17 protein-coding genes and 1 tRNA gene are annotated in these 22,163 nt (G+C 59.5%); 13 read left to right on the top strand and 5 right to left on the bottom strand.

The features are described 5' to 3' along the window. Positions 1 to 4 precede the first annotated feature (4 nt). The 3 genes from ACSV9I_RS02325 to ACSV9I_RS02335 all read right to left on the bottom strand — a co-directional run bounded on the left by ACSV9I_RS02325 (position 5) and on the right by ACSV9I_RS02335 (position 2,052). Positions 5 to 1,336: an efflux RND transporter periplasmic adaptor subunit gene (locus ACSV9I_RS02325; RefSeq protein ID WP_438326923.1), complete on the bottom strand. Its 1,332-nt coding sequence runs from the start codon at positions 1,334 to 1,336 to the stop codon at positions 5 to 7. Positions 1,337 to 1,492: 156 nt separating this feature from the next. Next, on the bottom strand, positions 1,493 to 1,843 hold the full coding sequence (locus ACSV9I_RS02330; RefSeq protein WP_438326925.1) for a VanZ family protein: 351 nt from the start codon (positions 1,841 to 1,843) through the stop codon (positions 1,493 to 1,495). Positions 1,844 to 1,976: 133 nt separating this feature from the next. After that, positions 1,977 to 2,052, bottom strand: a tRNA-Lys gene (locus ACSV9I_RS02335). Positions 2,053 to 2,238: 186 nt separating this feature from the next. On the opposite strand from ACSV9I_RS02335, the gene ACSV9I_RS02340 reads away from it, so the two are divergent. Continuing rightward, entirely contained in the window at positions 2,239 to 2,985 is a 747-nt protein-coding gene (locus tag ACSV9I_RS02340) for a cytochrome c biogenesis CcdA family protein (protein WP_438326927.1), read from the top strand. 50 nt (positions 2,986 to 3,035) lie between these two features. Further along, positions 3,036 to 3,998 carry an AEC family transporter gene (locus ACSV9I_RS02345; RefSeq protein WP_438326929.1) on the top strand — a complete coding sequence of 321 codons (963 nt, stop codon included), beginning with the start codon at positions 3,036 to 3,038 and terminating at the stop codon, positions 3,996 to 3,998. Here the strand turns inward: ACSV9I_RS02345 and ACSV9I_RS02350 are convergent. Further along, positions 3,975 to 5,180 carry a UbiH/UbiF family hydroxylase gene (locus ACSV9I_RS02350; RefSeq protein WP_438326931.1) on the bottom strand — a complete coding sequence of 402 codons (1,206 nt, stop codon included), beginning with the start codon at positions 5,178 to 5,180 and terminating at the stop codon, positions 3,975 to 3,977. The genes ACSV9I_RS02345 and ACSV9I_RS02350 overlap by 24 nt on opposite strands. A 187-nt stretch (positions 5,181 to 5,367) precedes the next feature. On the opposite strand from ACSV9I_RS02350, the gene pcsA reads away from it, so the two are divergent. From pcsA to ACSV9I_RS02395, 9 genes are all read left to right on the top strand, one after another. Further along, on the top strand, positions 5,368 to 6,096 hold the full coding sequence (gene pcsA, locus ACSV9I_RS02355; RefSeq protein ID WP_438326932.1) for a phosphatidylcholine synthase: 729 nt from the start codon (positions 5,368 to 5,370) through the stop codon (positions 6,094 to 6,096). A gap of 136 nt (positions 6,097 to 6,232) precedes the next feature. Then, on the top strand, positions 6,233 to 7,795 hold the full coding sequence (locus ACSV9I_RS02360) for an ABC transporter ATP-binding protein (protein WP_438326934.1): 1,563 nt from the start codon (positions 6,233 to 6,235) through the stop codon (positions 7,793 to 7,795). Continuing rightward, entirely contained in the window at positions 7,785 to 8,879 is a 1,095-nt protein-coding gene (locus ACSV9I_RS02365; protein ID WP_438326936.1) for an ABC transporter permease, read from the top strand. Before ACSV9I_RS02360 ends, ACSV9I_RS02365 begins: the two co-directional genes overlap by 11 nt. After that, positions 8,873 to 9,793 (top strand): ABC transporter permease, encoded by a 921-nt coding sequence (locus ACSV9I_RS02370; protein ID WP_438327670.1) that lies wholly within the window; start codon positions 8,873 to 8,875, stop codon positions 9,791 to 9,793. Before ACSV9I_RS02365 ends, ACSV9I_RS02370 begins: the two co-directional genes overlap by 7 nt. A 37-nt stretch (positions 9,794 to 9,830) precedes the next feature. After that, complete coding sequence (locus tag ACSV9I_RS02375) at positions 9,831 to 10,904, top strand: BMP family ABC transporter substrate-binding protein (RefSeq protein ID WP_054158611.1); 1,074 nt, start codon at positions 9,831 to 9,833, stop codon at positions 10,902 to 10,904. 136 nt (positions 10,905 to 11,040) lie between these two features. Continuing rightward, positions 11,041 to 11,790 carry a FadR/GntR family transcriptional regulator gene (locus tag ACSV9I_RS02380; RefSeq protein ID WP_438326939.1) on the top strand — a complete coding sequence of 250 codons (750 nt, stop codon included), beginning with the start codon at positions 11,041 to 11,043 and terminating at the stop codon, positions 11,788 to 11,790. A gap of 76 nt (positions 11,791 to 11,866) precedes the next feature. Further along, a complete protein-coding gene (gene glmU, locus ACSV9I_RS02385) occupies positions 11,867 to 13,228 on the top strand; it encodes a bifunctional UDP-N-acetylglucosamine diphosphorylase/glucosamine-1-phosphate N-acetyltransferase GlmU (protein ID WP_438326941.1) in 1,362 nt (453 codons plus the stop codon). A gap of 130 nt (positions 13,229 to 13,358) precedes the next feature. Continuing rightward, positions 13,359 to 15,185 carry a glutamine--fructose-6-phosphate transaminase (isomerizing) gene (glmS, locus tag ACSV9I_RS02390; protein WP_438326943.1) on the top strand — a complete coding sequence of 609 codons (1,827 nt, stop codon included), beginning with the start codon at positions 13,359 to 13,361 and terminating at the stop codon, positions 15,183 to 15,185. Positions 15,186 to 15,281: 96 nt separating this feature from the next. After that, entirely contained in the window at positions 15,282 to 16,010 is a 729-nt protein-coding gene (locus tag ACSV9I_RS02395) for a DUF502 domain-containing protein (RefSeq protein WP_438326944.1), read from the top strand. A gap of 12 nt (positions 16,011 to 16,022) precedes the next feature. Here ACSV9I_RS02395 and recG read toward each other — a convergent pair whose 3' ends face one another. Next, positions 16,023 to 18,128 (bottom strand): ATP-dependent DNA helicase RecG, encoded by a 2,106-nt coding sequence (gene recG, locus ACSV9I_RS02400; protein WP_438327672.1) that lies wholly within the window; start codon positions 18,126 to 18,128, stop codon positions 16,023 to 16,025. Between the two features lie 95 nt (positions 18,129 to 18,223). On the opposite strand from recG, the gene ACSV9I_RS02405 reads away from it, so the two are divergent. Together ACSV9I_RS02405 and mfd are read left to right on the top strand one after the other, a co-directional pair. Further along, positions 18,224 to 18,535: a succinate dehydrogenase assembly factor 2 gene (locus tag ACSV9I_RS02405; RefSeq protein ID WP_438326947.1), complete on the top strand. Its 312-nt coding sequence runs from the start codon at positions 18,224 to 18,226 to the stop codon at positions 18,533 to 18,535. 6 nt (positions 18,536 to 18,541) lie between these two features. Continuing rightward, a complete protein-coding gene (gene mfd / locus ACSV9I_RS02410; RefSeq protein ID WP_438327673.1) occupies positions 18,542 to 22,045 on the top strand; it encodes a transcription-repair coupling factor in 3,504 nt (1,167 codons plus the stop codon). Positions 22,046 to 22,163 lie beyond the last annotated feature (118 nt).

Consider the following 22,163-nt stretch of genomic DNA (forward strand, 5'->3'; position numbering starts at 1 on the left):
CGCCTCAGCCCGCCCGCAAGACGGAGTCGGTGATCACTGCATCGCCTTCCTTGATGTCGCCTTTGACGATGACGGTCTTCTGGCCATCGGTGGCGCCGATTTCCACGTTGACCGAGACGGGAACGCCATCACGCAACAGCCAAATGGTCCTTTCCGTCCCCGTCGGCTCAGGCGCGCTGATCGCAGACTGGCGGGGTGGACGGAACATGCTGAAGACGCCACCTCCGGATGAATCGCTTTCGTTTGCCGTGGTCTGAGGCGGGGAATAACGTAAGGCAGCGTTGGGAATGACCAGAGCGTCAGTGACAGATTTGACAACAATGTCGGCGGTCGCCGTCATGCCCTGGCGCAACAACAGGTCATCGTTGCGCACCGAGAGGATGCCCTTGTAGGTCACCACGTCATTAACTGTTTCCGCTGCATACCGAACCGAGGTGATTTCGGCGGGAAAACGCTGGTCTGGGAAGGCGTCAACTGTGAACGTCGCCTTTTGCCCGACCGCTACCTGGCCGACATCTGCTTCATCGATCGAAACTTGCAATTCCATTTGCCGAAGATCGCCAGCGATGGTGAAAAGGGTCGGTGCTTCCAGTGAGGCGGCCACTGTCGCGCCGCTGTCGACGTCGCGCGAGAGGACGATTCCATCGATCGGTGATACGATTGTGGCCTTGGACAGGGCGAGTTGCGCCTGTTCGAGGGAAGCCTCGGCTGCCAGAACGTTCGCTTCTGCGCTCTGGCGTGCGGCCTCGGCCGCCTGATAGGTGAAGTCGGCCGAATCGAGATCCTGCTGGCTCGAGACGCGGCTGACGACAAGGGCTTTCAGCCTTTCGAGGCTCGCCTTGGCAGACAATTCGTCAGCATGTGCCTTTGCCACGCTCGCACGTGCGGCCGCGAGTGCTGCTTCCTGAGCTTTCAGTTCGGCGGTCAGTTTGTCGGTGTCGAGCCGCGCGAGAACGTCGCCGGTCTTCACCTGGCTGTTGTGATCGACGAGGACCTCGCGGATAGTGCCGGATTGTTCGCTCGATATGTCCACCTGAACGGTCGGCTCGACGGAACCGGTTGCGGTCACGATGACCGTGACATCGCCGCGTCCAAGGGGTGTGGTCGTGTAACTATAGCTCTGATCTTTGCTCACATAGGCGTAGCCAAAGTAGCCTGCGACGAGGATGACCGCTGCGGAAATGATCCGCAACATCCAGCGGGGGCGTGGTCGGCCGGCCGAAGACAGAAGGCTGCGCAACTCGTCTTTGCCTGAGATTTCGCCCGCGGGCGTCTTGTCGTTTTGCGTCGTCACCTGAATTCCCATCACGTCGTCGATCATCAAACCATCGCGCATTCCGATGAGACCCTGCTTGATCAGGGTCAAAACCAGCTTGCGATCCCCTAAGGTTGGTTATCGTTCTTCTAGTACGTACGCAGGAAATCCCTAGTGAAAGATCGGTAAGGTTTCGCATCGGCAGTATGCGATTATCTGATCGGCCAAGCGTTGCCGTCAATTTGCCCGGATGCGGCGTGCAAGCCAGTGAAGGGCAGCGGCAGTTGCGATGCCAAGTACCGCTCCGGCAGCCTTGATCGCCGCGTCGTCGAGGCGGGGGTGCCGTGACGGAGACAGATATTGTGTCGATTCGATCATGAAGGCAGCCAGGACCAAGAAGGCTGCCACCATCAACCAACGACGCGGATAGGCGAGCCCGAACAGCAAGCCTAGACCGATGAAGGCGAGGATCCGATCCGCATCCGCGGGCATAGCCATGTGCGGTCTGAGGCGGATCGGTACGACGGTTGCCGCCAGGCAGAGCCCGAGTGCCAGCCAGGCAACAGGCTTGAAGATGGATTTGCTCATTTCGGGGTCATACTTCGCAGTTGCAGCATTGGCAATCTCCGCAGTGATGTACGCGATCACGAATGAGCGATGGCAGCAACTTCATGCACAACATGAATTATTGGCGGTAATACACTGATAATTTTGATGAAAATGGTGAGAGCGCAGGGATTCGAACCCTGGACCTACTGATTAAAAGTCAGTTGCTCTACCGGCTGAGCTACGCTCTCCCGAGTGGCTTCAAGGCCGCCTCACGAAGTGCGCGGAACATAGGCAGACACCTCTGGCCGGTCAACCGGAAAATTACATTTCTCCCGGCAAATTCCAACGCAATTGTCGCAGACTACACAAAGGTGATTGGCAAGCGTGCTGTCGCGGCATTAGGAAGGGCACCGATCCGTGTAGGGAGCAACAGTTTGTCGATTGCCGATATCTCGTTTTGGAGTGCATTGCTGGCAGGCGCGCTATCGTTCTTGTCGCCCTGCGTCCTTCCTTTGGTGCCACCCTATCTGTGCTACATGGCGGGAATTTCGGTTGATGAATTTCGCAGTGGAGAGCAGGCTCAGAACGCCGCCGCCCGACGTGCGGTACTTCTCACGTCCGTCGTCTTCACTCTTGGTTTCGCAACGGTCTTCGTCACCCTCGGGGCCGGCGCATCAACAATGGGCAGCCTGTTGCGGCAGCATATGGATGTGCTTGCCAAGATCGGCGGCCTGATCATCATCGTCATGGGCCTCAATTTCCTCGGTGTCTTCAGGCTTGGTGTTCTGTCATCCGAATATCGGTTTGCTGGCGGCGGAAAGCCTGCAACGCTGTCGGGTGCCTATGTCATGGGCCTTGCCTTCGCGTTTGGCTGGACGCCCTGCATTGGACCGGTCCTCGGCGCTATTCTGGGGGTCGCCGCTTCGAAGGAAACGGTTGGGGACGGGGCTCTGCTGCTTGCGATCTATTCGCTCGGCCTTGCAGTTCCCTTCTGGATTGCAGCCGGCTTTTCCGGGTCTTTCATGCGGTTCCTCGGACGCTTCCGCCGGCATCTCGGCCATGTCGAAAAGGCAATGGGCGGTCTCCTGGTGTTGACTGGTCTCGCCTTCATTTTCGGTTATGTCTCAGACATGGCGATCTGGTTTCAGCAGACCTTTCCAATCCTGTCGCAAATCGGCTAAGCGAGGGGCATTCCCGACATGCGCGTCCGGGGTAACTGGCGGGGTTTCGCATGGCAGATATTCTGGCACTGGTTCTGCCATTCTTCGGGCTGATCCTGATCGGCTTTGTCGTTGCCAAACTCAAGCATCAGCCGGCCGAAACGCTTGGCTGGCTCAATGTCTTCATCATCTACGTCGCCTTGCCGGCACTCTTCTTCAAGCTCGTCTCTCGCACGCCGATCGAGGACCTTGCGCAGGTTGACTTCATTGCTGCCGATCTTTTCGGAACCTATCTGGTCTTTGCGCTCGCCTTCCTGATCGGCCGCTACATTCGGCGCAACCGCTTCGATGAATGCGTGATTCAGGGATTCGGGGGTGCCTATGGCAATATTGGCTATATGGGGCCGGGGCTTGGGCTTCTTGCCTTCGGGGACCAGGCTGCCGTGCCCGTGGCGCTCATCGTGTGTTTCGAGAATGCGCTGCATTTCATGGTGGCACCTGCGATGATGGCAATCGCTGGTGATGAGAGACGGCCTGCTCACCAGCTTGTTCTTGAAGTGGTGAAAAAGGTGGCGACCCACCCCTTTATTGCGGCAACCGCGCTTGGCTTTCTCGTTGCGGCGCTCAGGCTCGAAGTTCCGGTGGCCGCACTGCGACTTGTCGACTATCTCGCGCAGGCCGCCGCACCATGCGCGCTTTTTGCCATGGGGGTAACGCTGGCTTTAAGGCCGCTTAAACGGATACCGGTTGAGATCGGCTATCTTGTCCCGATCAAGCTCGTCGTCCATCCCATGCTGATGTGGATCACTCTCAGCCTAGCAGGGAGCTTTAAGCCTGTGTGGATCCAGGCTGCCGTTTTACTCGCGGCACTTCCGACTGCTACAAACGTCTTTGTTCTTGGTCAGCAATATGGCGTCTGGCAGGAGAGGGCGTCGGCCACAATCCTGATCACAACGGTGATCTCCGTATTTTCCGTATCCGCTCTGCTTTTTGCAATCACCAACGGCTTGTTACCGCCGGATCTTTTCCCGTAGCATCGTTGGCAAATTGCGCAGGCTGCGACCTGGCGCTACACCCTCCTGCATGACGAGATGACGCAAGGGCGAGACGCTTGACAGCGCCTGAAGGCCAGCCGCGCGCAGCATCTGGACAGGCAGAAGACTGGACAGCAATGAGCGGTTAAGCAGGTCGACGCTGACGGTGCGGCTCGTAATGTCGATCCGCCGCTTTTGGTCGAACCGATCACCGGCATCAGCCGGGATTGCGCGCGAGGTGCGATCGAGCACGATTTCTTCAAGGGCCGCAATGTCGCGCAGACTGAGATTGAGTCCTTGCGCTCCAATTGGCGGAAACGCGTGACCCGCTTCACCAACAAAAGCGACCCGCCCTTTGCCGTAGCGATGTGCGGTCATGCCAGACAGTGGCCACGCTTGTGCCCCGTTCTCGACAGTGACCTTACCCAGCATCGATTGCATCCGGTTTTCGACGGCAAGGGAAAGCCCGGCGGCATCAAGCGTCAGCAATCGCTCCGCCTCAGCGGGTGTCACGACCCAGACCAAGCTTGAACGCAGGCCAGGCAGTGGCACCTGGGTAAAGGGGCCCGACTCGGTATGGAATTCCGTTGATATATTCTGGTGCGGGAGCGTGTGGCTGAAATTGAGGACAAGGGCGGTCTGCGGATACGACCATGTCTTGACCCCAACACCTGCTGCCTCTCTTGTCATCGATCGCTTGCCGTCTGCGGCGATGGCAAAGGCTGCAGAGATGGGGCGGCCATCTGCAAGGGAGATTTCGACCTGATCCTGCGTCATCGAAATGGTATCGGCAGCTACCGCGAAGCGCTCGATCAGCGGTTCTGCCGAAACGGCGCTTGCCAAGGCACTAAGCAGTGCAGTGTTTGGAATGTTGTAGCCAAAAGCATCAAGACCGATCTCGGCGCTTCGAAATGCCACCGTCGGCGCGCGCAGCAACCTGTTCGTGCCATCGAGGATCTGCATGATCGAAAGCGCGGCGGCATGCGGCTTGATCACCTCCCAAAGACCGAGACGCGCCATCATTGCAAGTGACTGGTCCATCAGGGCGGTCGTTCTGCGGTCCGAAAGATCCGCTTCCGGTCCGATGAGAGCGACTCGTCGTCCACCACGGGCCATAGCAATGGCGGCGATCTGCCCCGCTGGTCCCGATCCGATAACGGCGATGTCAAAGCTTTCCTGCATCTCGGATTGTCCTCTTGTTCGATCCTGTCTATCTAGCTCTCCCTCTCGGTGAAATCCATGGGCCGAATTGGCGCAGTGGACGTGTCGTCAGTCACGCCTGAACGGTGAATTGCGCGTCATGTTGTTGCAAATGCCGACATTTCATCCGATACCGTTCGCTTTCCCGGCCTGCCGAACTGGAGCAAGGATGAAGATCTTCAACTACAAGCGGGTGCCCTATGCGGAGATCCGCGCGTTCTCGGTGCACATTCTGACAGCTTCCGGTTCCTTTCTGGCATTTCTCGGCGTTGTTGCCGCGGCCGAACATCGTTTTGTCGACATGTTCTGGTGGCTCGGGCTGGCTCTCCTGGTCGATGGCATAGACGGCCCGATCGCGCGCAAGGTCCGGGTCAAGGAAGTTCTGCCCAACTGGTCGGGTGATACGCTCGACAATATCATCGACTACGTGACTTACGTGCTTTTGCCAGCCTTTGCGCTCTATCAGAGCGGCATGATCGGTGAGCCATGGTCCTTCGTCGCTGCGGGATTGATTGTCGTTTCGAGCGCGATCTACTACGCTGATATGGGAATGAAGACGGATGAGTATTTCTTCTCCGGTTTCCCAGTTGTCTGGAACATGCTGATCTTCACACTGTTCGTCGTCGATGCCAGCGCTACGGCCGCGTTGATTGCGGTGCTGCTTTCAGTTTTTCTCACATTCCTGCCGATCCATTTCCTGCATCCCGTCCGCGTGAAGCGCCTGCGACCGCTGAATATGGCGGTGTTCTTTGCATGGTGTGGGTTCGGCGGCTATGCGCTGCTCCTGCATTTCGAGACGCCGATGTGGGTTGAGATCGGCATGGTTGTCAGCGGTATCTACCTCTATGTGATCGGCGGCATTCTGCAGATTCTCCCCTGGCTCGGGAAAACCGCCTGACGTTTGTCTCCGAGCTTCGGGGAAAACCAAAAAATCCTTCTGCCCATATGTTGTGCGCCGCCGCAAACTGGTTATGAATTGAGCGAGGACTGGACGAAAGATCCGGCCGAGACCAGTGTGTGTGTGAGGGGGATACGTGTCGCAATCGCAATCCGGGGGTGAGAAGCCGCTCTTGGCCGTCCGTGGCCTGACGAAGCTGTTCGGCAGTTTCAAGGCGTGCGATGGAATTGATCTCGACATTGGTCATGGTGAAATTCACGCTCTACTTGGTGAGAATGGCGCTGGAAAGTCGACGCTGGTAAAGATGCTGTTCGGCATTCTTGCGCCTTCCGACGGGAGCGTTTCGTGGGAGGGGCACGAGACCCTGATCGCCAATCCTGCTGCGGCAAGGCGGCTTGGTATTGGTATGGTCTTCCAGCACTTTTCCCTCTTCGAGGCACTAACAGTCGCCGAGAATATTGCGCTTTCGCTTGATGAAGAAATTTCAATGGCGGACCTTGCTCGCAAGGCGGCAGATCTATCGAAAGCCTATGGGCTTCCGCTCGACCCTTACGCGCATGTTGCGGACTTGTCCGTCGGCGAGCGCCAGCGGATCGAGATCGTTCGGGCGCTCCTGCAGAATCCAAAGCTGATCATTCTCGACGAACCAACGTCTGTGCTGACGCCGCAAGAGGCTGACAAGCTGTTCGAGACGTTGTTGAAGCTGAAGTCTGAGGGCCGGTCAGTCCTCTATATTAGCCATCGTCTGGAGGAAGTTCAGCGGATCTGTGATCGCGCGACTGTCCTGCGCCACGGCAAGGTGACGGGTAGTTGCAACCCGCGCACGGAGACGCCGGCGTCGCTTGCTCGCATGATGGTGGGTGCCGATGTGGCTGGCGTCGAGCGACCTGCATCTGTCGGAGCGGGTCCAATCCAGCTGGAAGTGAAGGCACTTTCCGTCAATCCGCGCTCCCCTTTTGCCATGCCGCTGAAGTCGATCAATTTGCGCGTGCGCGCCGGCGAAATCCTGGCGATTGCGGGGGTCGCGGGCAATGGGCAGAGCGAACTCTTCGATGCGCTGTCTGGTGAGTATCCGGTGCCGGAAAACGATGCCATTCAGTTGCGGGGGCGGGCGGTTGGACGCCTTGGCATAAATGAGCGGCGCCTGATGGGGGCCGGTTTCGTTCCAGAAGAACGCCATGGTCACGCGGCTGTGCCAGCGCTCAGCCTATCGGAAAACCTCGTCTTGTCGCGCAACGCCTCGGACCGTGTTGCCTATCTGGCCGGTGGCGGGCTTGGTCTTATTCGCCATGGGCTCGTGCAGCAGGCAACGAGACGGATCTGCGAGATGATGGATGTGCGCAAGAGTGGCGACGATCCGGCCGCGGGTTCGCTATCCGGCGGCAACCTGCAAAAGTTCATCGTCGGTCGCGAGCTCGACCGTCAGCCTTCTGTGCTGATCGTCAACCAGCCGACCTGGGGTGTGGATGCGGGGGCGGCTAGCCGTATCCGCCAGGCGCTCGTCGATCTGGCAAGGAGCGGCTCGGCCGTGGTGGTGATCAGTCAGGATCTCGATGAGATCTTCGAAGTCGCATCCACCATAGCCGCCATTTCTGAAGGGCGCCTGTCTGCTGCCTATCCAGCCAGCGACATGACGCGCGAACGAATTGGTGTCCTGATGGGCGGACTTCACGGACTGGAGAGCGATCATGCGCATTGAACTGGAACGTCGGTCGCGCCAGTCGCCTGTCTTTGCAATCGTGTCGCCGCTGCTGGCGCTCGGGCTTACCCTCGTGTTCGGCGGGATCATGTTCATGCTGCTCGGCAAGGATCCCTTGTCAGCGCTCTACAGCTTCTTCATTGAACCCCTGCTTGAGGTCTGGTCGCTGCATGAACTGGCGATCAAGGCTGCACCGCTGATCTTGATCGCGGTCGGCCTTTCCGTCTGCTACCGGTCAAACAACTGGAATATCGGCGCCGAGGGGCAGTTCACAGTTGGCGCGATTATCGGGTCCATCCTGCCGATTACCTTCTACGAGTGGCATTCCCCCCTGCTTCTTCCACTGATGATGATCATGGGAGCAATCGGCGGCGCGGTCTATGGGGCCATTCCAGCATTCCTCAAGACTCGTTTCAACACGAACGAGATCCTGACCAGCCTGATGCTGGTCTATATCGCCCAGCTGTTCCTGGATTGGCTGACACGCGGCGTCTGGAAGGATCCGGCCGGTTACAACTTCCCCCAGTCGAGGTCTTTCGTGACGGAAGCCGTTCTCCCCGAGATCCTGTCTTCCGGACGCGCCCATATGGGGCTTATCTTCGCTCTGGTTGCGGCCTTGGCTGTCTGGTTCATGATGCGTTTCACACTGAAGGGCTTCCAGGTTGTCGTGCTCGGGCAGTCTGAGCGGGCAGGGCGCTTTGCCGGCTTTTCGGCTCGCAAGATGGTCTGGTTCTCACTTATGTTTTCGGGTGCCTTAGCTGGGCTTGCCGGCATATCGGAAGTCTCGGGATCAATCGGCCATCTGCAGCCGTCTATATCGCCTGGTTACGGGTTCACTGCGATCATCGTTGCCTTCCTCGGTCGGCTTAATCCGCTTGGCATTATCGCGGCTGGTTTCGTGCTGGCGCTCACCTATCTCGGCGGGGAGGCGGCGCAGCTGTCGATTGGGGTGTCCGACAAGGTCACTCGCGTGTTTCAGGGCTTGCTCCTGTTCTTTGTTCTTTCCTGCGATACCCTCATCCTCTACCGGGTCCGCCTCGTCTTCGATCGGGCTCGCAGCGCATCCGGCAAGGCCGTATCATGATCATTGAAGCCATTCTTCTGACCATCATCACGGCGTCCACTCCACTGGTGATTGCGGCCATGGGTGAACTGGTGACGGAACGCTCGGGCGTATTGAATCTCGGCGTCGAGGGCATGATGATCATTGGCGCCGTCTGTGCGTTCATCGCAACGCAGGCAACCGGATCTCCCTATATGGGGCTTCTGGCCGGCATCGTGACTGGTGCAGCCTTCTCATTGCTCTTCGGATTCCTGACACTGACGCTTGTTGCCAACCAGGTAGCGACCGGCCTTGCGCTGACCATCCTTGGACTTGGGCTGTCAGGCATGATCGGCGAGGGCGTCGTTGGTGTGCCGGGGATCAAGATGCAGCCGATCGCGGTGCCGCTTTTGGCTGACATTCCCTTTGTCGGCCCAATCTTCTTCCGCCAGGATCTGTTTTTCTATCTGTCGATCGTGTTGGTCGTCGGCGTGAATTGGTTTCTGTTCAAAAGCCGGACAGGCCTGAAGCTGCGTGCGATCGGAGACAGCCATGGCTCGGCGCATACGCTCGGGCTGCCGGTGATCCGCACGCGTTATCTCGCGGTTCTGTTCGGTGGGGCCTGCGCTGGCCTCGCAGGTGCCCAGTTGTCGCTGGTCTATACGCCCCAATGGGTAGAGAACATGGCGGCGGGTCGGGGCTGGATCGCGCTCGCCCTCGTCGTGTTTGCCGCATGGCGTCCTTGGCGAGTTCTGGCCGGCGGCTATCTGTTCGGGGCTGTGACGATCGGTCAGTTGCATGCCCAGGCGCTCGGGCTGGGCTTGCCTTCACAATTTCTGTCCGCTCTGCCCTATGCGGCGACCATTGTCGTCCTGGTGATCATCTCGCATAATCGCCGCACGACACTGATCAATACGCCGGCCTCGCTCGGCAAGCCGTTCGTGCCGGATCGCTAAGAACAAGAATTCCAACCTAACCAGACAGGGGTAAACCATGAAGACTTTCCTTCTCGCGCTCGCCGCATCGGCGGCTGCGATCGTTGCCGTCGCGGCACCGGCCGCCGCCCAGGACAAGACCAAGATCTGCTTCGTGTATGTTGGCTCGAAGACTGATGGCGGCTGGACCCAGGCGCATGACATCGGTCGCCAGGCGCTTCAGGCACATTTCGGCGACAAGATCGAAACGCCATTCTTGGAAAACGTGCCGGAAGGTCCAGACGCCGAGCGTGCGATCGAGCGCATGGCGCGGTCGGGTTGCGCCATGGTCTACACGACATCGTTCGGCTTCATGGACGCAACTTTGAAGGTTGCCGAGAAGTTTCCGGATGTGAAATTTGAGCATGCGACCGGCTACAAGTCGTCTGCCAATGTCGCGACCTACAATTCGCGATTCTACGAAGGCCGTTACATCAACGGCCAGATCGCCGGTAAAATGTCCCAGAAGGGTGTTGCAGGCTACATTGCCTCCTTCCCGATTCCGGAAGTCGTCGGCGGCATCAACGCATTCCTGCATGGCGCGCGCAGCGTCAATCCGGACTTCAAGCTGAAAGTCATCTGGGTCAATACGTGGTTCGATCCCGGCAAGGAAGCAGACGCCGCCAAGGCACTGATCGACCAGGGCGTTGACGTTTTGACCCAGCACACCGACACGACGGCGCCGATGCAGGTTGCTGAAGAGCGCGGGATCAAGGCCTTCGGTCAGGCTTCCGACATGATCTCCGCAGGTCCAAAGGCGCAGTTGAGCGCCATCGTCGATACTTGGGCTGCCTATTACATCAAGCGCACCCAGGCTGTCCTTGATGGCACATGGACGTCGCAGCAGACCTTTGATGGTCTCAAGGATGGCATTCTGACCATGGCTCCCTACACGAACATGCCCGACGACGTGAAGGCTATGGCGATGGAAACGGAAGCCAAGATCAAGTCTGGCGAGCTGAAGCCGTTCACCGGTCCAGTCAACAAGCAGGACGGCAGCGTTTGGTTGAAGGCTGGTGAGTCGGCCGACGACGGCACGATCCTTGGCATGAACTTCTACATCGAAGGTGTCGACGACAAGCTGCCACAGTAAGTCTTGATCGTATCTTTGCATCTGGAGGGCGCCACTGGCGCCCTCTTTTCTTTGTCTAATTGTGAATGTGCTCAACTACGGGCTTCACCGTTCCTGGCACCTCATGTAACTAGCCTCTTCTACAGGAGGCTTTGGCATGCGCAGGCAGGATGTGAGCGGGTTGAAGCTGGGCACGAAGCTCAAGGGCAGTCACGCCAAGGTCGTCGAGGAAATTGGTCTTGCCATCGTGAGCGGCGAGTTTCCGGTCGGTGAGACGCTGCCGCGTGATCCGCTATTGGAAAGACGCTTCGACGTGTCTCGCTCTGTGCTGCGCGAGGCGATGAAGACACTGTCTGCAAAAGGCTTGATCATCGCAAAGTCGCGGGTCGGGACCCGTGTGACCGACAAGTGCCATTGGGATCTGCTCGACGAGGATGTATTGCGGTGGCATTTTGAAGCGGGGGTCACTGCGGAATTCATCAACCATCTCTATGATGTGAGGCTTCTGCTTGAGCCGGCTGCGGCCGCTGCAGCTGTCAAACATGCGACGGCGGAAGACTGTGCGGCACTGCGTCAATACGCTCTTCTTCTCGATGCTCCCGTTTCGTTCGATGAACAGGTCGAGGCGGATCTCCGCTTCCACATTCTCCTGACCCTGCTGGGTGGCAATATTTTCCTCGACAGCATGATCGGCTTCATCAAGGCAGCCCTTGAAGGAGCATTAATGATTTCTCTCGCGCCAGTCCTGTCTGATTGTCGGCACAATATCGTTGCCGCCCATCTGGCGATTGTCGAGGCGCTGGAGGCGGGGGATGCCGAGGCAGCAAGGGCTGCCACCCATGCCGTTGTCGAAGGCGGCCGGTCGACAGCGCTTGCAGGCATCCTGCGTCAGCCCGCTGCGAAGTGATTCTGGTGATACCGCTTGCGGCCGGCATCCCTGAAGGGTACTGAACGCGCACTTTTACCCCTGCCTGGAGCCTCGCATGACACGCAAATGTCTCGCCGTCGTCCTCGCCGCTGGCGACAGCACCCGAATGAAATCTTCGATGTCAAAGGTCCTGCACCCGGTCGGTGGATGGCCGATGATTGCACATGTGGTTGCATCCATCGCCGGGTCAGGAATATCGGATGTGGCGCTTGTGCTAGGGCGCGACGCCGAGCGTGTTGCAGCTGCCGCGAAGATCGGTGCCGTCGAGGTCGAGAGTTTCTTGCAGACCGAACGGCTGGGGACAGGACATGCCGTGCTGATGGCCCGGGATGCCATCGCGCGCGGATATGACGAAATTCTGATTGCCTATGGCGACGTGCCGCTGATTACGGCGGGTCCGCTTAAAGCTGCGAGGGACGCACTTTCGAGCGGCGCGGATGTGGCCGTGATCGGTTTCCATACCGAGCGACCGACAGGATATGGCCGTCTTCTGGTGGAGAACGGCGAACTGGTAGCTATCCGCGAGGAAAAGGACGCGACCGAGGCCGAGCGAGCGATTACCTGGTGCAACAGCGGTTTGATGGCCATCGATGGCCGCATGGCGCTCGATCTTCTGGAGCGGATCGGCAACAGCAATGCCAAGGGTGAGTATTACCTGACCGACGTCGTTGAGATCGCGCGTTCGCTGGGCGGCAAGGCTGTGGCAGTAGATGCGCCCGAGAGCGAGTTGACGGGGTGCAATAATCGCGCCGAGCTCGCAATAGTCGAACGCCTGTGGCAGGAGCGCCGCCGGCACGAGTTGATGGTGTCCGGCGTTTCGATGATTGCGCCGGAGACCGTTTTCCTCAGCCATGACACCGTGATTGGCCAGGATGCGCTGATCGAGCCGAACGTGGTCTTCGGGCCCGGCGTCAGCATTGAAGGGGGGGCGGTGATCCATGCGTTCTCCCACCTTGAAGGCTGCCATGTCTCCGCCGGTGCTACCGTTGGTCCCTTTGCCCGGCTGCGGCCCGGTGCCAATCTCGGTGAAGGGTCGAAGGTCGGCAATTTCTGCGAGGTTAAGAAGGCCGAGATTGGCAGGGGCGCCAAGGTCAATCACCTGACCTATATCGGCGATGCCGTCGTCGGTGCGGACACCAATATCGGCGCGGGCACGATCACCTGCAATTATGACGGGGTGAACAAGCACGAGACGCGGATTGGAGCGGGTGCCTTCATCGGCTCAAATTCCTCGCTCGTTGCGCCGGTTTCTATCGGTGACGGCGCGCTTGTCGCGTCCGGCAGCGTAATCACGCAGGATGTCCCGGCCGACGCTTTGGCCTTCGGGCGCGCCCGCCAGGACATGAAGCCGGGCCGTGCTGCCGTCATCCGCGAACGCAATCTGGCGATCAAGGCGGCGAAGAAAGCCAAGACCTGATCCCTTTATCACAGAGCGTAATGCTGCGTTGCATTACGAGACGAAACGCAATTTGACAGGTCGCGCGATTGCCAATCCTGCCGGAGACGGTAGGACAGTGCGCGAAGTCTTACGGAATACGGAGAAGCTCATGTGCGGTATTGTCGGCATCGTCGGTAACAAGCCGGTCGCGGAACGTCTGGTCGATGCGCTGAAACGCCTCGAATATCGCGGCTATGATTCTGCCGGTGTTGCGACGATCCATGACAACCGGCTGGACCGGCGCCGCGCCGAGGGCAAGCTGTTCAACCTTGAGACCAAGCTTGCCAGTGATCCGCTGCCGGGCCTCATCGGCATCGCACATACCCGCTGGGCGACCCATGGCGTGCCGAACGAGACCAATGCCCATCCGCATTTCGTCGATGGCGTTGCCGTCGTCCATAACGGGATCATCGAGAACTTCTCCGAGATCAAGGACATCCTTGCAGCAGAGGGGGCGACCTTCGTCACCCAGACCGACACGGAAGTTGTGGCTCAGCTTCTCGCCAAATATCGCCGTGAGGGACTTGGCCGTCGGGAGGCAATGCATGAGATGTTGCGCCACGTGACCGGCGCCTATGCGCTTGCCGTCATCTTCGAAGATGATCCGTCGACGATCATGGCCGCCCGCTCCGGTCCCCCGCTCGCCATCGGTTTTGGCGATGGCGAGATGTTCCTCGGTTCGGATGCCATCGCGCTGTCGCCCTTCACCAATCGTATTGCCTATCTGCATGACGGCGACTGGGCCGTCATCGGCAGAGAGGGGGCCCAAATCTTCGATCTCGACGGCAATTGCGTCGAACGTCCCGTGCAGATTTCCTCTGCTTCCGCCTACATGATCGACAAGGGCAATCATCGTCACTTCATGGAGAAGGAGATTTATGAGCAGCCGGAGGTGATCTCCCATGCTCTGTCGCATTATGTCGACTTCGCCGAGCAGAAGGTGCGGCCCGTCAATACCGGGATCGATTTCACCACTCTGCGCGGTCTTGCCATTTCCGCCTGTGGTACGGCCTATCTCGCCGGACTGGTCGGCAAGTATTGGTTCGAGCGTTATGCCCGTCTGCCGGTTGAAATCGATGTCGCCTCCGAATTCCGCTACCGCGAAATGCCGCTTTCTCCGGATCAGGCAGCCCTGTTCATTTCTCAGTCGGGCGAAACGGCTGATACGCTTGCCTCACTGCGCTATTGCCGTGAAAATGGCCTGAAGATCGGCGCCGTGGTCAATGTGAAGGAATCGACGATTGCCCGCGAAGCGGATGCTGTCTTCCCGATCCTGGCTGGGCCTGAAATCGGTGTTGCATCGACCAAGGCCTTCACCTGCCAGCTCGCGGTTCTGGCGTCGCTCGCCGTGGCCGCCGGTCGTGCCCGTGGCACGCTGACAGAACTCGAGGAAACGCAGCTTGTTCACAGCCTGATCGAAATGCCGCGGATCATGAGCCAGGTGCTCAACGCAATCCAGCCACAGATCGAGGCACTGTCGCGCGATCTTTCAAAATTCAAGGACGTGCTCTATCTCGGTCGCGGTACCAGCTATCCATTGGCGCTTGAGGGCGCGCTGAAGCTGAAGGAAATCTCCTATATCCATGCCGAGGGGTATGCCGCTGGTGAGCTGAAGCACGGGCCGATCGCGCTGATCGATGAAAACATGCCTGTCATCGTCATTGCGCCTTTCGATCGCTTCTTCGAAAAGACCGTGTCGAACATGCAAGAAGTGGCGGCCCGTGGTGGCCGGATCATCTTCATCACGGATGAGAAGGGGGCTGCTGCCTCAAAGCTCGCGACGATGGCAACGATCGTCCTGCCGACCGTTGCTGAGATCATCTCGCCCATGGTGTACTCGATCCCGATCCAACTGCTCGCCTATCACACGGCTGTTTTCATGGGCACGGATGTCGACCAGCCGCGCAATCTGGCAAAGTCGGTCACGGTCGAGTGATCTCTGTCCGTGGTCGCGGGCGGATGTCGCCCTTGCGCCCACGGCCTGTGTCCGGCAATGTCCTCGCTGTACGGCGCTGCACAATGATGGCGAGGCATGACTGATTCGACGGACAGAATTTCGCTGGCGACCCGCCTTAGGAACAATTTCCTGACGGGACTGATCATCTGTGCGCCAATGGCAATCACGATCTATCTGACATGGACCTTCATCCATTGGGCGGACAGCTGGGTCAAACCCTATCTCCCGGATCGCTACAATCCGGAGGCCTATCTCAAGTTCGCTATCCCTGGCACCGGCCTTCTGATTGCCATCACTTTCATTACGCTGGTCGGTTTCCTGGGCCGTAATCTGATCGGACGTTCTATCGTCGGTTACAGCGAGAACATCCTCAACCGCATGCCGTTGGTGCGCACGGTCTACAAGAGCACCAAGCAAATTTTCGAGACGGTGCTGAAGGAGCAGGGCAATTCCTTCAAGAAGGTGGGTCTGATCGAGTTCCCGCGCGCGGGCACCTGGGCGCTGGTCTTCGTGTCCTCGGATGCCAAGGGTGAGATTGCGGCAAAGCTCAATGAACACGGGGAAGAGATGGTCGCCGTGTTCCTGGCTCCGACACCGGTGCCGACGGCTGGATTTCTGATGTTCGTGCCGCGCAGCAAGTTGATGTTGCTGGATATGACACCCGAAGAGGGTGTCAAACTCCTGATCAGTGCAGGCCTGGTCACGCCGGACTACAAGCCGTCTGCGGCCGATACCATGGCCGCATTTGCCGAGCTCGCAGCTGAAGACCGGCCTGCGCCGCCCCAAAAGGTCGGGCTGAGCTGACTTTCAAGGACACTATCCCGCATGCAGGAAACGGATCGCCTCGTCGCGGCGATGCAGGTACAGCAGCGTGCGCACAGCCTGGCCGCGTTCTGACGACAGTTCAGGATCTCGCTCCAGCAGGTAGGCCGCATCCTTTCGAGCGATTTCCAGCAGATCGCCGTGGTGCTCGAGGCTGGCGATCTTGAAGCCTGGTGTTCCCGATTGGCGTGTTCCGAGGACTTCCCCTTCGCCACGCAGCTTCAGGTCCTCTTCGGCAATCAGGAACCCGTCTTCCGAATCCCGCAAGATCGATAGACGCGCGGTGCCGGTTTCGCCGAGAGGCCCCTTGTAGAGGAGGATGCAGCTGGACGCTTCGCTTCCGCGGCCCACCCGACCACGCAACTGGTGAAGCTGCGCCAGTCCGAAACGCTCGGCATGTTCGATCACCATGATCGTTGCATCCGGAACGTCGACGCCGACCTCGACCACGGTTGTCGCGACCAGAAGGCGTGTCTCGCCGTTCTTGAAGGCGAGCATGGCGGCATCCTTTTCGGGTCCGGCCATACGTCCGTGCACCAGTCCTATGGGTGATTTGATAAACTGCGCCAGCACTGACTGACGCTCCTCGGCTGACATCAGCTCGCTTTCCTCGGTTTCTTCGACCAGAGGGCAGATCCAGTATGCTTTCTTGCCATCGGCAATGGCAGCGCGCAGTCGCTCGATCACGTCGGGTACGCGTTCGGTCGGGACGGTAACCGTTTGGATCGGCTTCCGTCCGGCGGGCTTTTCCGTCAGTTTCGAGACGTCCATATCACCGAAAGCGGCAAGGACAAGTGTGCGGGGAATTGGGGTCGCGGTCATGACGAGCATGTGCGGGGATATACCCTTCGATGTCAGCCGGAGACGCTGATGCACGCCAAACCGGTGCTGCTCATCGACAACAGCAAGCGTCAGGTTCCGATAGCTTACCGCGTCCTGGAACAGCGCATGTGTTCCAATGACGATCTGGGCCTCACCGGAGGCGATGCGCTCCAGGATTGCCTCGCGCTCCTTGCCCTTGGTGCGACCTGTCAGAACGTCAATGCGCAGTCCAGCCGGAGCACCGAGTTTGGAGAGCGTCGCGTGATGCTGGCGCGCCAGGATTTCCGTTGGCGCCATCAGCACGGCCTGTCCGCCAGCCTCGACGGCGGCCGCCATGGCAAACAGAGCGACCAATGTCTTGCCGGCGCCCACATCGCCCTGGACGAGCCGCAGCATGCGCTGGTCGGATCCCATGTCTTTCAGAATGTCGTCGATCGCAGTCAACTGGCTGTTGGTCGGGGTGAAGGGCAGGGCTGTGCGGATCTTGCCGCTCAATTCGCCTGTGGGGCGGATCGGTGTTCCGGGCACGCGCCTCAGCTTCTGCCGCACCAATGCAAGAGACACCTGACCTGCCAAAAACTCATCATAGGCGAGCCTGCGCCGCGCCGGTGCCTGAGGATCGATATCTTTCTCGTCGCGCGGATTGTGTAGGGCCAGGAGGCAGTCACGCACGCTACCAAAACCTTGTTTGGCGGCCAGCGCACCGTCTGCCCATTCGGGAAAATCGGGTGTTTTCTCCAGCGACGCCTCGACCGCCTTGCGGAGAACTTTCGGAGAAAGGCCTGATGTCAGGGGGTAGACCGGCTCGACCAGCGGCAGGTTCTCCGCTTCGCTCGCTTTCACCATCAGGTCGGGATGGACCATGGAGGCGCGGCCGTTGAACCAGTCGACTTTGCCCGACACCATGATGATCTCGTCGACGGGAAGCGCTTTCTCCAGCCAGTTGCCCTTGACCCTGAAGAAGGTGAGCGCCAATTCCCCCGTCTCATCATGGAGCATCACGCGATACGGCATGTTGTTCTTGCCCGGCGGAGGGGGCAGGTGGCGGTCGACCCGGCCGGTGATGGTGACCAGCGTCCCCTGTTGGGCATAGGCAATTCCCGGCTGATGCCGGCGGTCGATCAGCCGGTGTGGCGCAAGAAAGAGAAGGTCGAGCACGCGCGCTTCCTCACCTTCGTCGCGACCGACGAGTGTGGCAAGGAGCTTGGCGACCTTCGGGCCGACGCCGGGAAGAGACGAGACGGAGGCGAAGAGGGGATCGAGAATGTTTGGACGCATGACGGCGGCAAAATGCATCGCAATTTGCCGGCTTGGCAAGCTGACATTTGCTGAACCCTGTTCTATAGAGGCGCAACAAGACGAAGGATGCGAAAATGACTGGACTGGTGAGAAGCAGTGTCGACCTCGATCCGCGCCGCCGGCGTATCCTGTTCCGCTGCTGGCACCGCGGCATCCGCGAGATGGACCTGATGCTGGGTCAGTTCTGCGAGGCCGAGATCGCGGGCTTGAGCGACGAAGATCTCGACGAGCTCGAACGGATCATGGCCGAGGAAGACAACGATCTTGTCCGCTACATTACCGGAGCGGAACCGGTTCCCGCCCATCTCCAGACTCCGCTCTTCGAACGGATTTCGGCGCTGCGCCCGGATTTTTCGCCGGTTGTCGATGAGAAGGCTGCAAAGTAAGCGATGATGTCCCTGATCGATGTGAAGCGGATCGTCGAGGCGCAATCTGCCCTGACGTTGTCCCATGTCCCTGATGGCATGGATGCCTTCATTCTTGCAGAGCTTGCCCGTCAAGGTCGACCGGTTGCCTATGTGGTGTCGGACGGACAGCGGCTGCAGAACATTGAACAGACGCTGAGTTTTGCCGCACCCGATATCCCGGTCTTGAGCCTGCCGGCCTGGGACTGTTTGCCGTATGACCGAGTTTCGCCGTCGGCTGATGTCTCCGCACGTCGGCTTTCGGCACTGTCGGGACTGATTTCGCTCTACCTCAATCCGCACCCGGCGATCGTGCTCGTCACGGTCAATGCTATGTTGCAGAAGGTGGCGCCGGCGGATGTCATCGACAGCCTTGGCTTTTCGGCGAAGCCTGGCAACCAGGTGCGCATGGACGACATTGCTGCACGTCTGGAGCGAAACGGTTTTGACCGGGTCGCGACGGTGCGCGAAGTTGGGGAATTCGCCGTTCGCGGCGGCATCCTCGACGTTTTCGTCCCGGGCGCGGAAGAACCCGTACGCCTCGATTTCTTTGGAGATACGCTGGAGAGCATCCGCTCCTTCGATCCCGCAAACCAGCGCACTATCGCTCAGGTCCGTTCGCTCGATCTCAATCCGATGAGCGAAGTGACGCTGACGCCCGAGAGCATCAGCCGTTTCCGCAAGAACTATCTCTCGCTGTTCGGTGCCGCCACCCGCGACGACGCGCTCTATGCCGCCGTATCCGAAGGTCGCCGCTATGCCGGCATGGAGCATTGGCTCCCGATGTTCTACGACAAGCTGGAAACCACCTTCGACTATTTGCGCGGCTTCCGTATGGTCACAGACCATACTGTGCGTGAGGCAGCCGAAGAGCGCGCCAAGCTGATCCGCGACTATTACGAGGCGCGCCTCAACTCGGCGACACCCGGCAAAGGTCATCTGGCCCAGGGTACGCCCTACAAGCCAGTCCCGCCGGAGCGCCTCTATCTCGCTGCCGGCGAGTTCGGAAAGGCCCTTGATGCCTTCGATCCGATCCGCATCACACCCTTTGCCGAAGCACGCGGCGACAGCCGGCTGGTGGTCGAGATCGATGCCAGACCGACGCCCCGCTGGGCAAAGAGTGCCAATGAAGCAAGCGAAGAAGGCAACCGGACCAACGTCTTCGGCCAGGCGGTCAGCTACATCGCCGACAAGCGTGCCACCGGCGCCAAGGTCATTGTCTCCGGCTGGTCGGAAGGCTCGCTCGATCGTCTGTTGCAGGTCCTGAACGAACATGGTCTGGAAAGGCTTGTGCCGATCTCGTCCCTGAAGGACGTCCAGACATTGAAGAAGGGCGAGGCAGGCACCGCCGTGCTCAGCCTCGAAGGCGGCTTCGAAACACGCGATCTCGTCATTGTCGGTGAGCAGGACATTCTCGGTGACCGCATGGTCCGGCGCTCCAAGCGTCGCAAGCGGGCCGCCGACTTCATCTCCGAGGCCGCCGGTCTCGACGAGGGGGCGGTCGTTGTCCATGCAGAGCACGGTATTGGCCGGTTCGTCGGCCTGCGCACGATCGAGGCGGCCGGTGCGCCGCATGCCTGTCTTGAGCTTCAGTATGCGGATGATGCCAAGCTCTTCCTACCGGTCGAAAACATTGATCTCCTGTCGCGTTACGGCGGCGAGGCGACGGAAGTGCAGCTCGACAAGCTGGGCGGCGGCGCCTGGCAGATGCGCAAGGCCAAGCTGAAGAAGCGCCTGCTCGATATGGCGGGTGCCCTGATCCGGATTGCAGCCGAGCGCATGACGCGCACAGCACCGGTCCTCACCACCCAGGAGGGCTTCTACGACGAGTTTGCCGCCCGTTTCCCCTATGACGAAACGGAAGACCAGATGAACGCGATCGAGCAGGTTCGCTCGGATCTCGGTCAGGGCCGGCCGATGGACCGCCTCGTCTGTGGTGACGTCGGTTTCGGCAAGACGGAAGTGGCGCTGCGCGCTGCCTTTATTGCTGCCATGAACGGCATCCAGGTGGCCGTCGTCGTACCGACCACACTGCTTGCCCGCCAGCATTTCAAAACCTTCTCTGAACGCTTCCGCGGCCTACCGATCCGTGTTCAGCAGGCGTCACGCCTTGTCGGCACGAAGGAACTGAACCTGGTCAAGAAGGAGGTGGCCGAGGGCAAGACCGATATCGTTGTCGGCACCCATGCGCTGCTCGGCTCGGGCGTCAGCTTCGCCAATCTGGGGCTGCTGATCATCGACGAAGAGCAGCATTTCGGCGTTAAGCACAAGGAGCGATTGAAGGATCTCAAATCCGACGTTCATGTACTGACGCTCTCTGCAACGCCGATCCCGCGCACGCTGCAACTTGCCATGACCGGGGTGCGTGAACTGTCGCTGATCACCACGCCGCCGGTGGACCGCATGGCTGTCCGCACCTTCATCTCGCCTTTCGATCCACTCGTGATCCGCGAGACGCTGATGCGCGAACACTATCGCGGTGGTCAGAGCTTCTATGTCTGCCCACGTCTCGCCGATCTCGCCGACATCAAGTCTTTCCTTGATGAAAACGTGCCCGAGTTGAAGGTTGCCGTTGCGCATGGACAGATGGGCGCTGGCGAGCTCGAAGACATCATGAATGCCTTCTATGAAGGTCGGTATGATGTGTTGCTCTCAACGACCATTGTCGAATCCGGCCTCGATGTGCCCACAGCCAATACGCTGATCGTGCACCGCGCCGACATGTTCGGACTGGCTCAGCTCTATCAGATCCGTGGCCGCGTCGGCCGCTCCAAGGTGCGCGCCTTCGCGCTTCTGACGCTACCGGTCAACAAGGTGCTGACAGCCGGCGCCGAACGGCGCCTCAAGGTGCTGCAGTCGCTCGACACCCTCGGTGCCGGCTTCCAGCTCGCAAGCCATGACCTCGATATCCGTGGTGCGGGCAATCTTTTGGGTGAGGAACAGTCGGGCCATATCAAGGAAGTCGGCTTCGAACTTTACCAGCAGATGCTGGAAGAGGCGGTCGCTGAAGTGAAGGGCGTCGACGAGGTGCATGACACCGGCTGGTCGCCACAGATCCAGGTCGGTACATCGGTGATGATCCCGGACAACTATGTGCCAGATCTCCACTTGCGGCTCGGCCTCTACCGCCGCCTGGGCGAAATCACCGAGTTGGCCGACATTGATGCCTTTGGTGCCGAAATGATCGACCGATTTGGGCCGATGCCGGTGGAGGTTCAGCACCTGTTGAAGGTGGTCTACATCAAGGCGCTCTGCCGCAAGGCGAATGTCGAGAAGCTGGAGGCGGGGCCGAAGGGGGTTGTCGTACAGTTTCGCGGCAAGCAGTTCCCGAACCCGGCAGCGCTTGTCGGCTATATCGCCAAACAAGGCACGATGGCGAAAATTCGTCCCGACCACTCGGTCTTCCTCACCCGCGATCTGCCGACGCCGGACAAGCGGTTGTCAGGCGCGGCTGTCGTGATGACGCAGCTGGCGGAACTGGCGAAGGGCTGATCGCGGGTGTCAGTCAGCACGAGCCGCAATGCGGCGAATCTGGAAGCCTGTCTTGTTCTGTTCGAAGCCAACTGACTTGTAGAAGGCCAACGTCTCAGGTCGTGTGGTTCCGGTAAGT

The organism is Rhizobium sp. G187, from assembly GCF_051549525.1.
In the GTDB taxonomy this organism is placed as follows: domain Bacteria; phylum Pseudomonadota; class Alphaproteobacteria; order Rhizobiales; family Rhizobiaceae; genus Allorhizobium.

Coding starts and splice junctions, on each gene's coding strand:
- ACSV9I_RS02365 (WP_438326936.1), top strand. CDS start 7,785: ATGCGCATTGAACTGGAACGTCGGTCGCGCCAGTCGCCTGTCTTTGCA.
- mfd (WP_438327673.1), top strand. CDS start 18,542: ATGTCCCTGATCGATGTGAAGCGGATCGTCGAGGCGCAATCTGCCCTG.
- ACSV9I_RS02325 (WP_438326923.1), bottom strand. CDS start 1,336: ATGCGCGATGGTTTGATGATCGACGACGTGATGGGAATTCAGGTGACG.
- ACSV9I_RS02405 (WP_438326947.1), top strand. CDS start 18,224: ATGACTGGACTGGTGAGAAGCAGTGTCGACCTCGATCCGCGCCGCCGG.
- recG (WP_438327672.1), bottom strand. CDS start 18,128: ATGCGTCCAAACATTCTCGATCCCCTCTTCGCCTCCGTCTCGTCTCTT.
- glmS (WP_438326943.1), top strand. CDS start 13,359: ATGTGCGGTATTGTCGGCATCGTCGGTAACAAGCCGGTCGCGGAACGT.
- ACSV9I_RS02345 (WP_438326929.1), top strand. CDS start 3,036: ATGGCAGATATTCTGGCACTGGTTCTGCCATTCTTCGGGCTGATCCTG.
- pcsA (WP_438326932.1), top strand. CDS start 5,368: ATGAAGATCTTCAACTACAAGCGGGTGCCCTATGCGGAGATCCGCGCG.
- ACSV9I_RS02375 (WP_054158611.1), top strand. CDS start 9,831: ATGAAGACTTTCCTTCTCGCGCTCGCCGCATCGGCGGCTGCGATCGTT.
- ACSV9I_RS02350 (WP_438326931.1), bottom strand. CDS start 5,180: ATGCAGGAAAGCTTTGACATCGCCGTTATCGGATCGGGACCAGCGGGG.
- ACSV9I_RS02380 (WP_438326939.1), top strand. CDS start 11,041: ATGCGCAGGCAGGATGTGAGCGGGTTGAAGCTGGGCACGAAGCTCAAG.
- ACSV9I_RS02330 (WP_438326925.1), bottom strand. CDS start 1,843: ATGAGCAAATCCATCTTCAAGCCTGTTGCCTGGCTGGCACTCGGGCTC.
- glmU (WP_438326941.1), top strand. CDS start 11,867: ATGACACGCAAATGTCTCGCCGTCGTCCTCGCCGCTGGCGACAGCACC.
- ACSV9I_RS02395 (WP_438326944.1), top strand. CDS start 15,282: ATGACTGATTCGACGGACAGAATTTCGCTGGCGACCCGCCTTAGGAAC.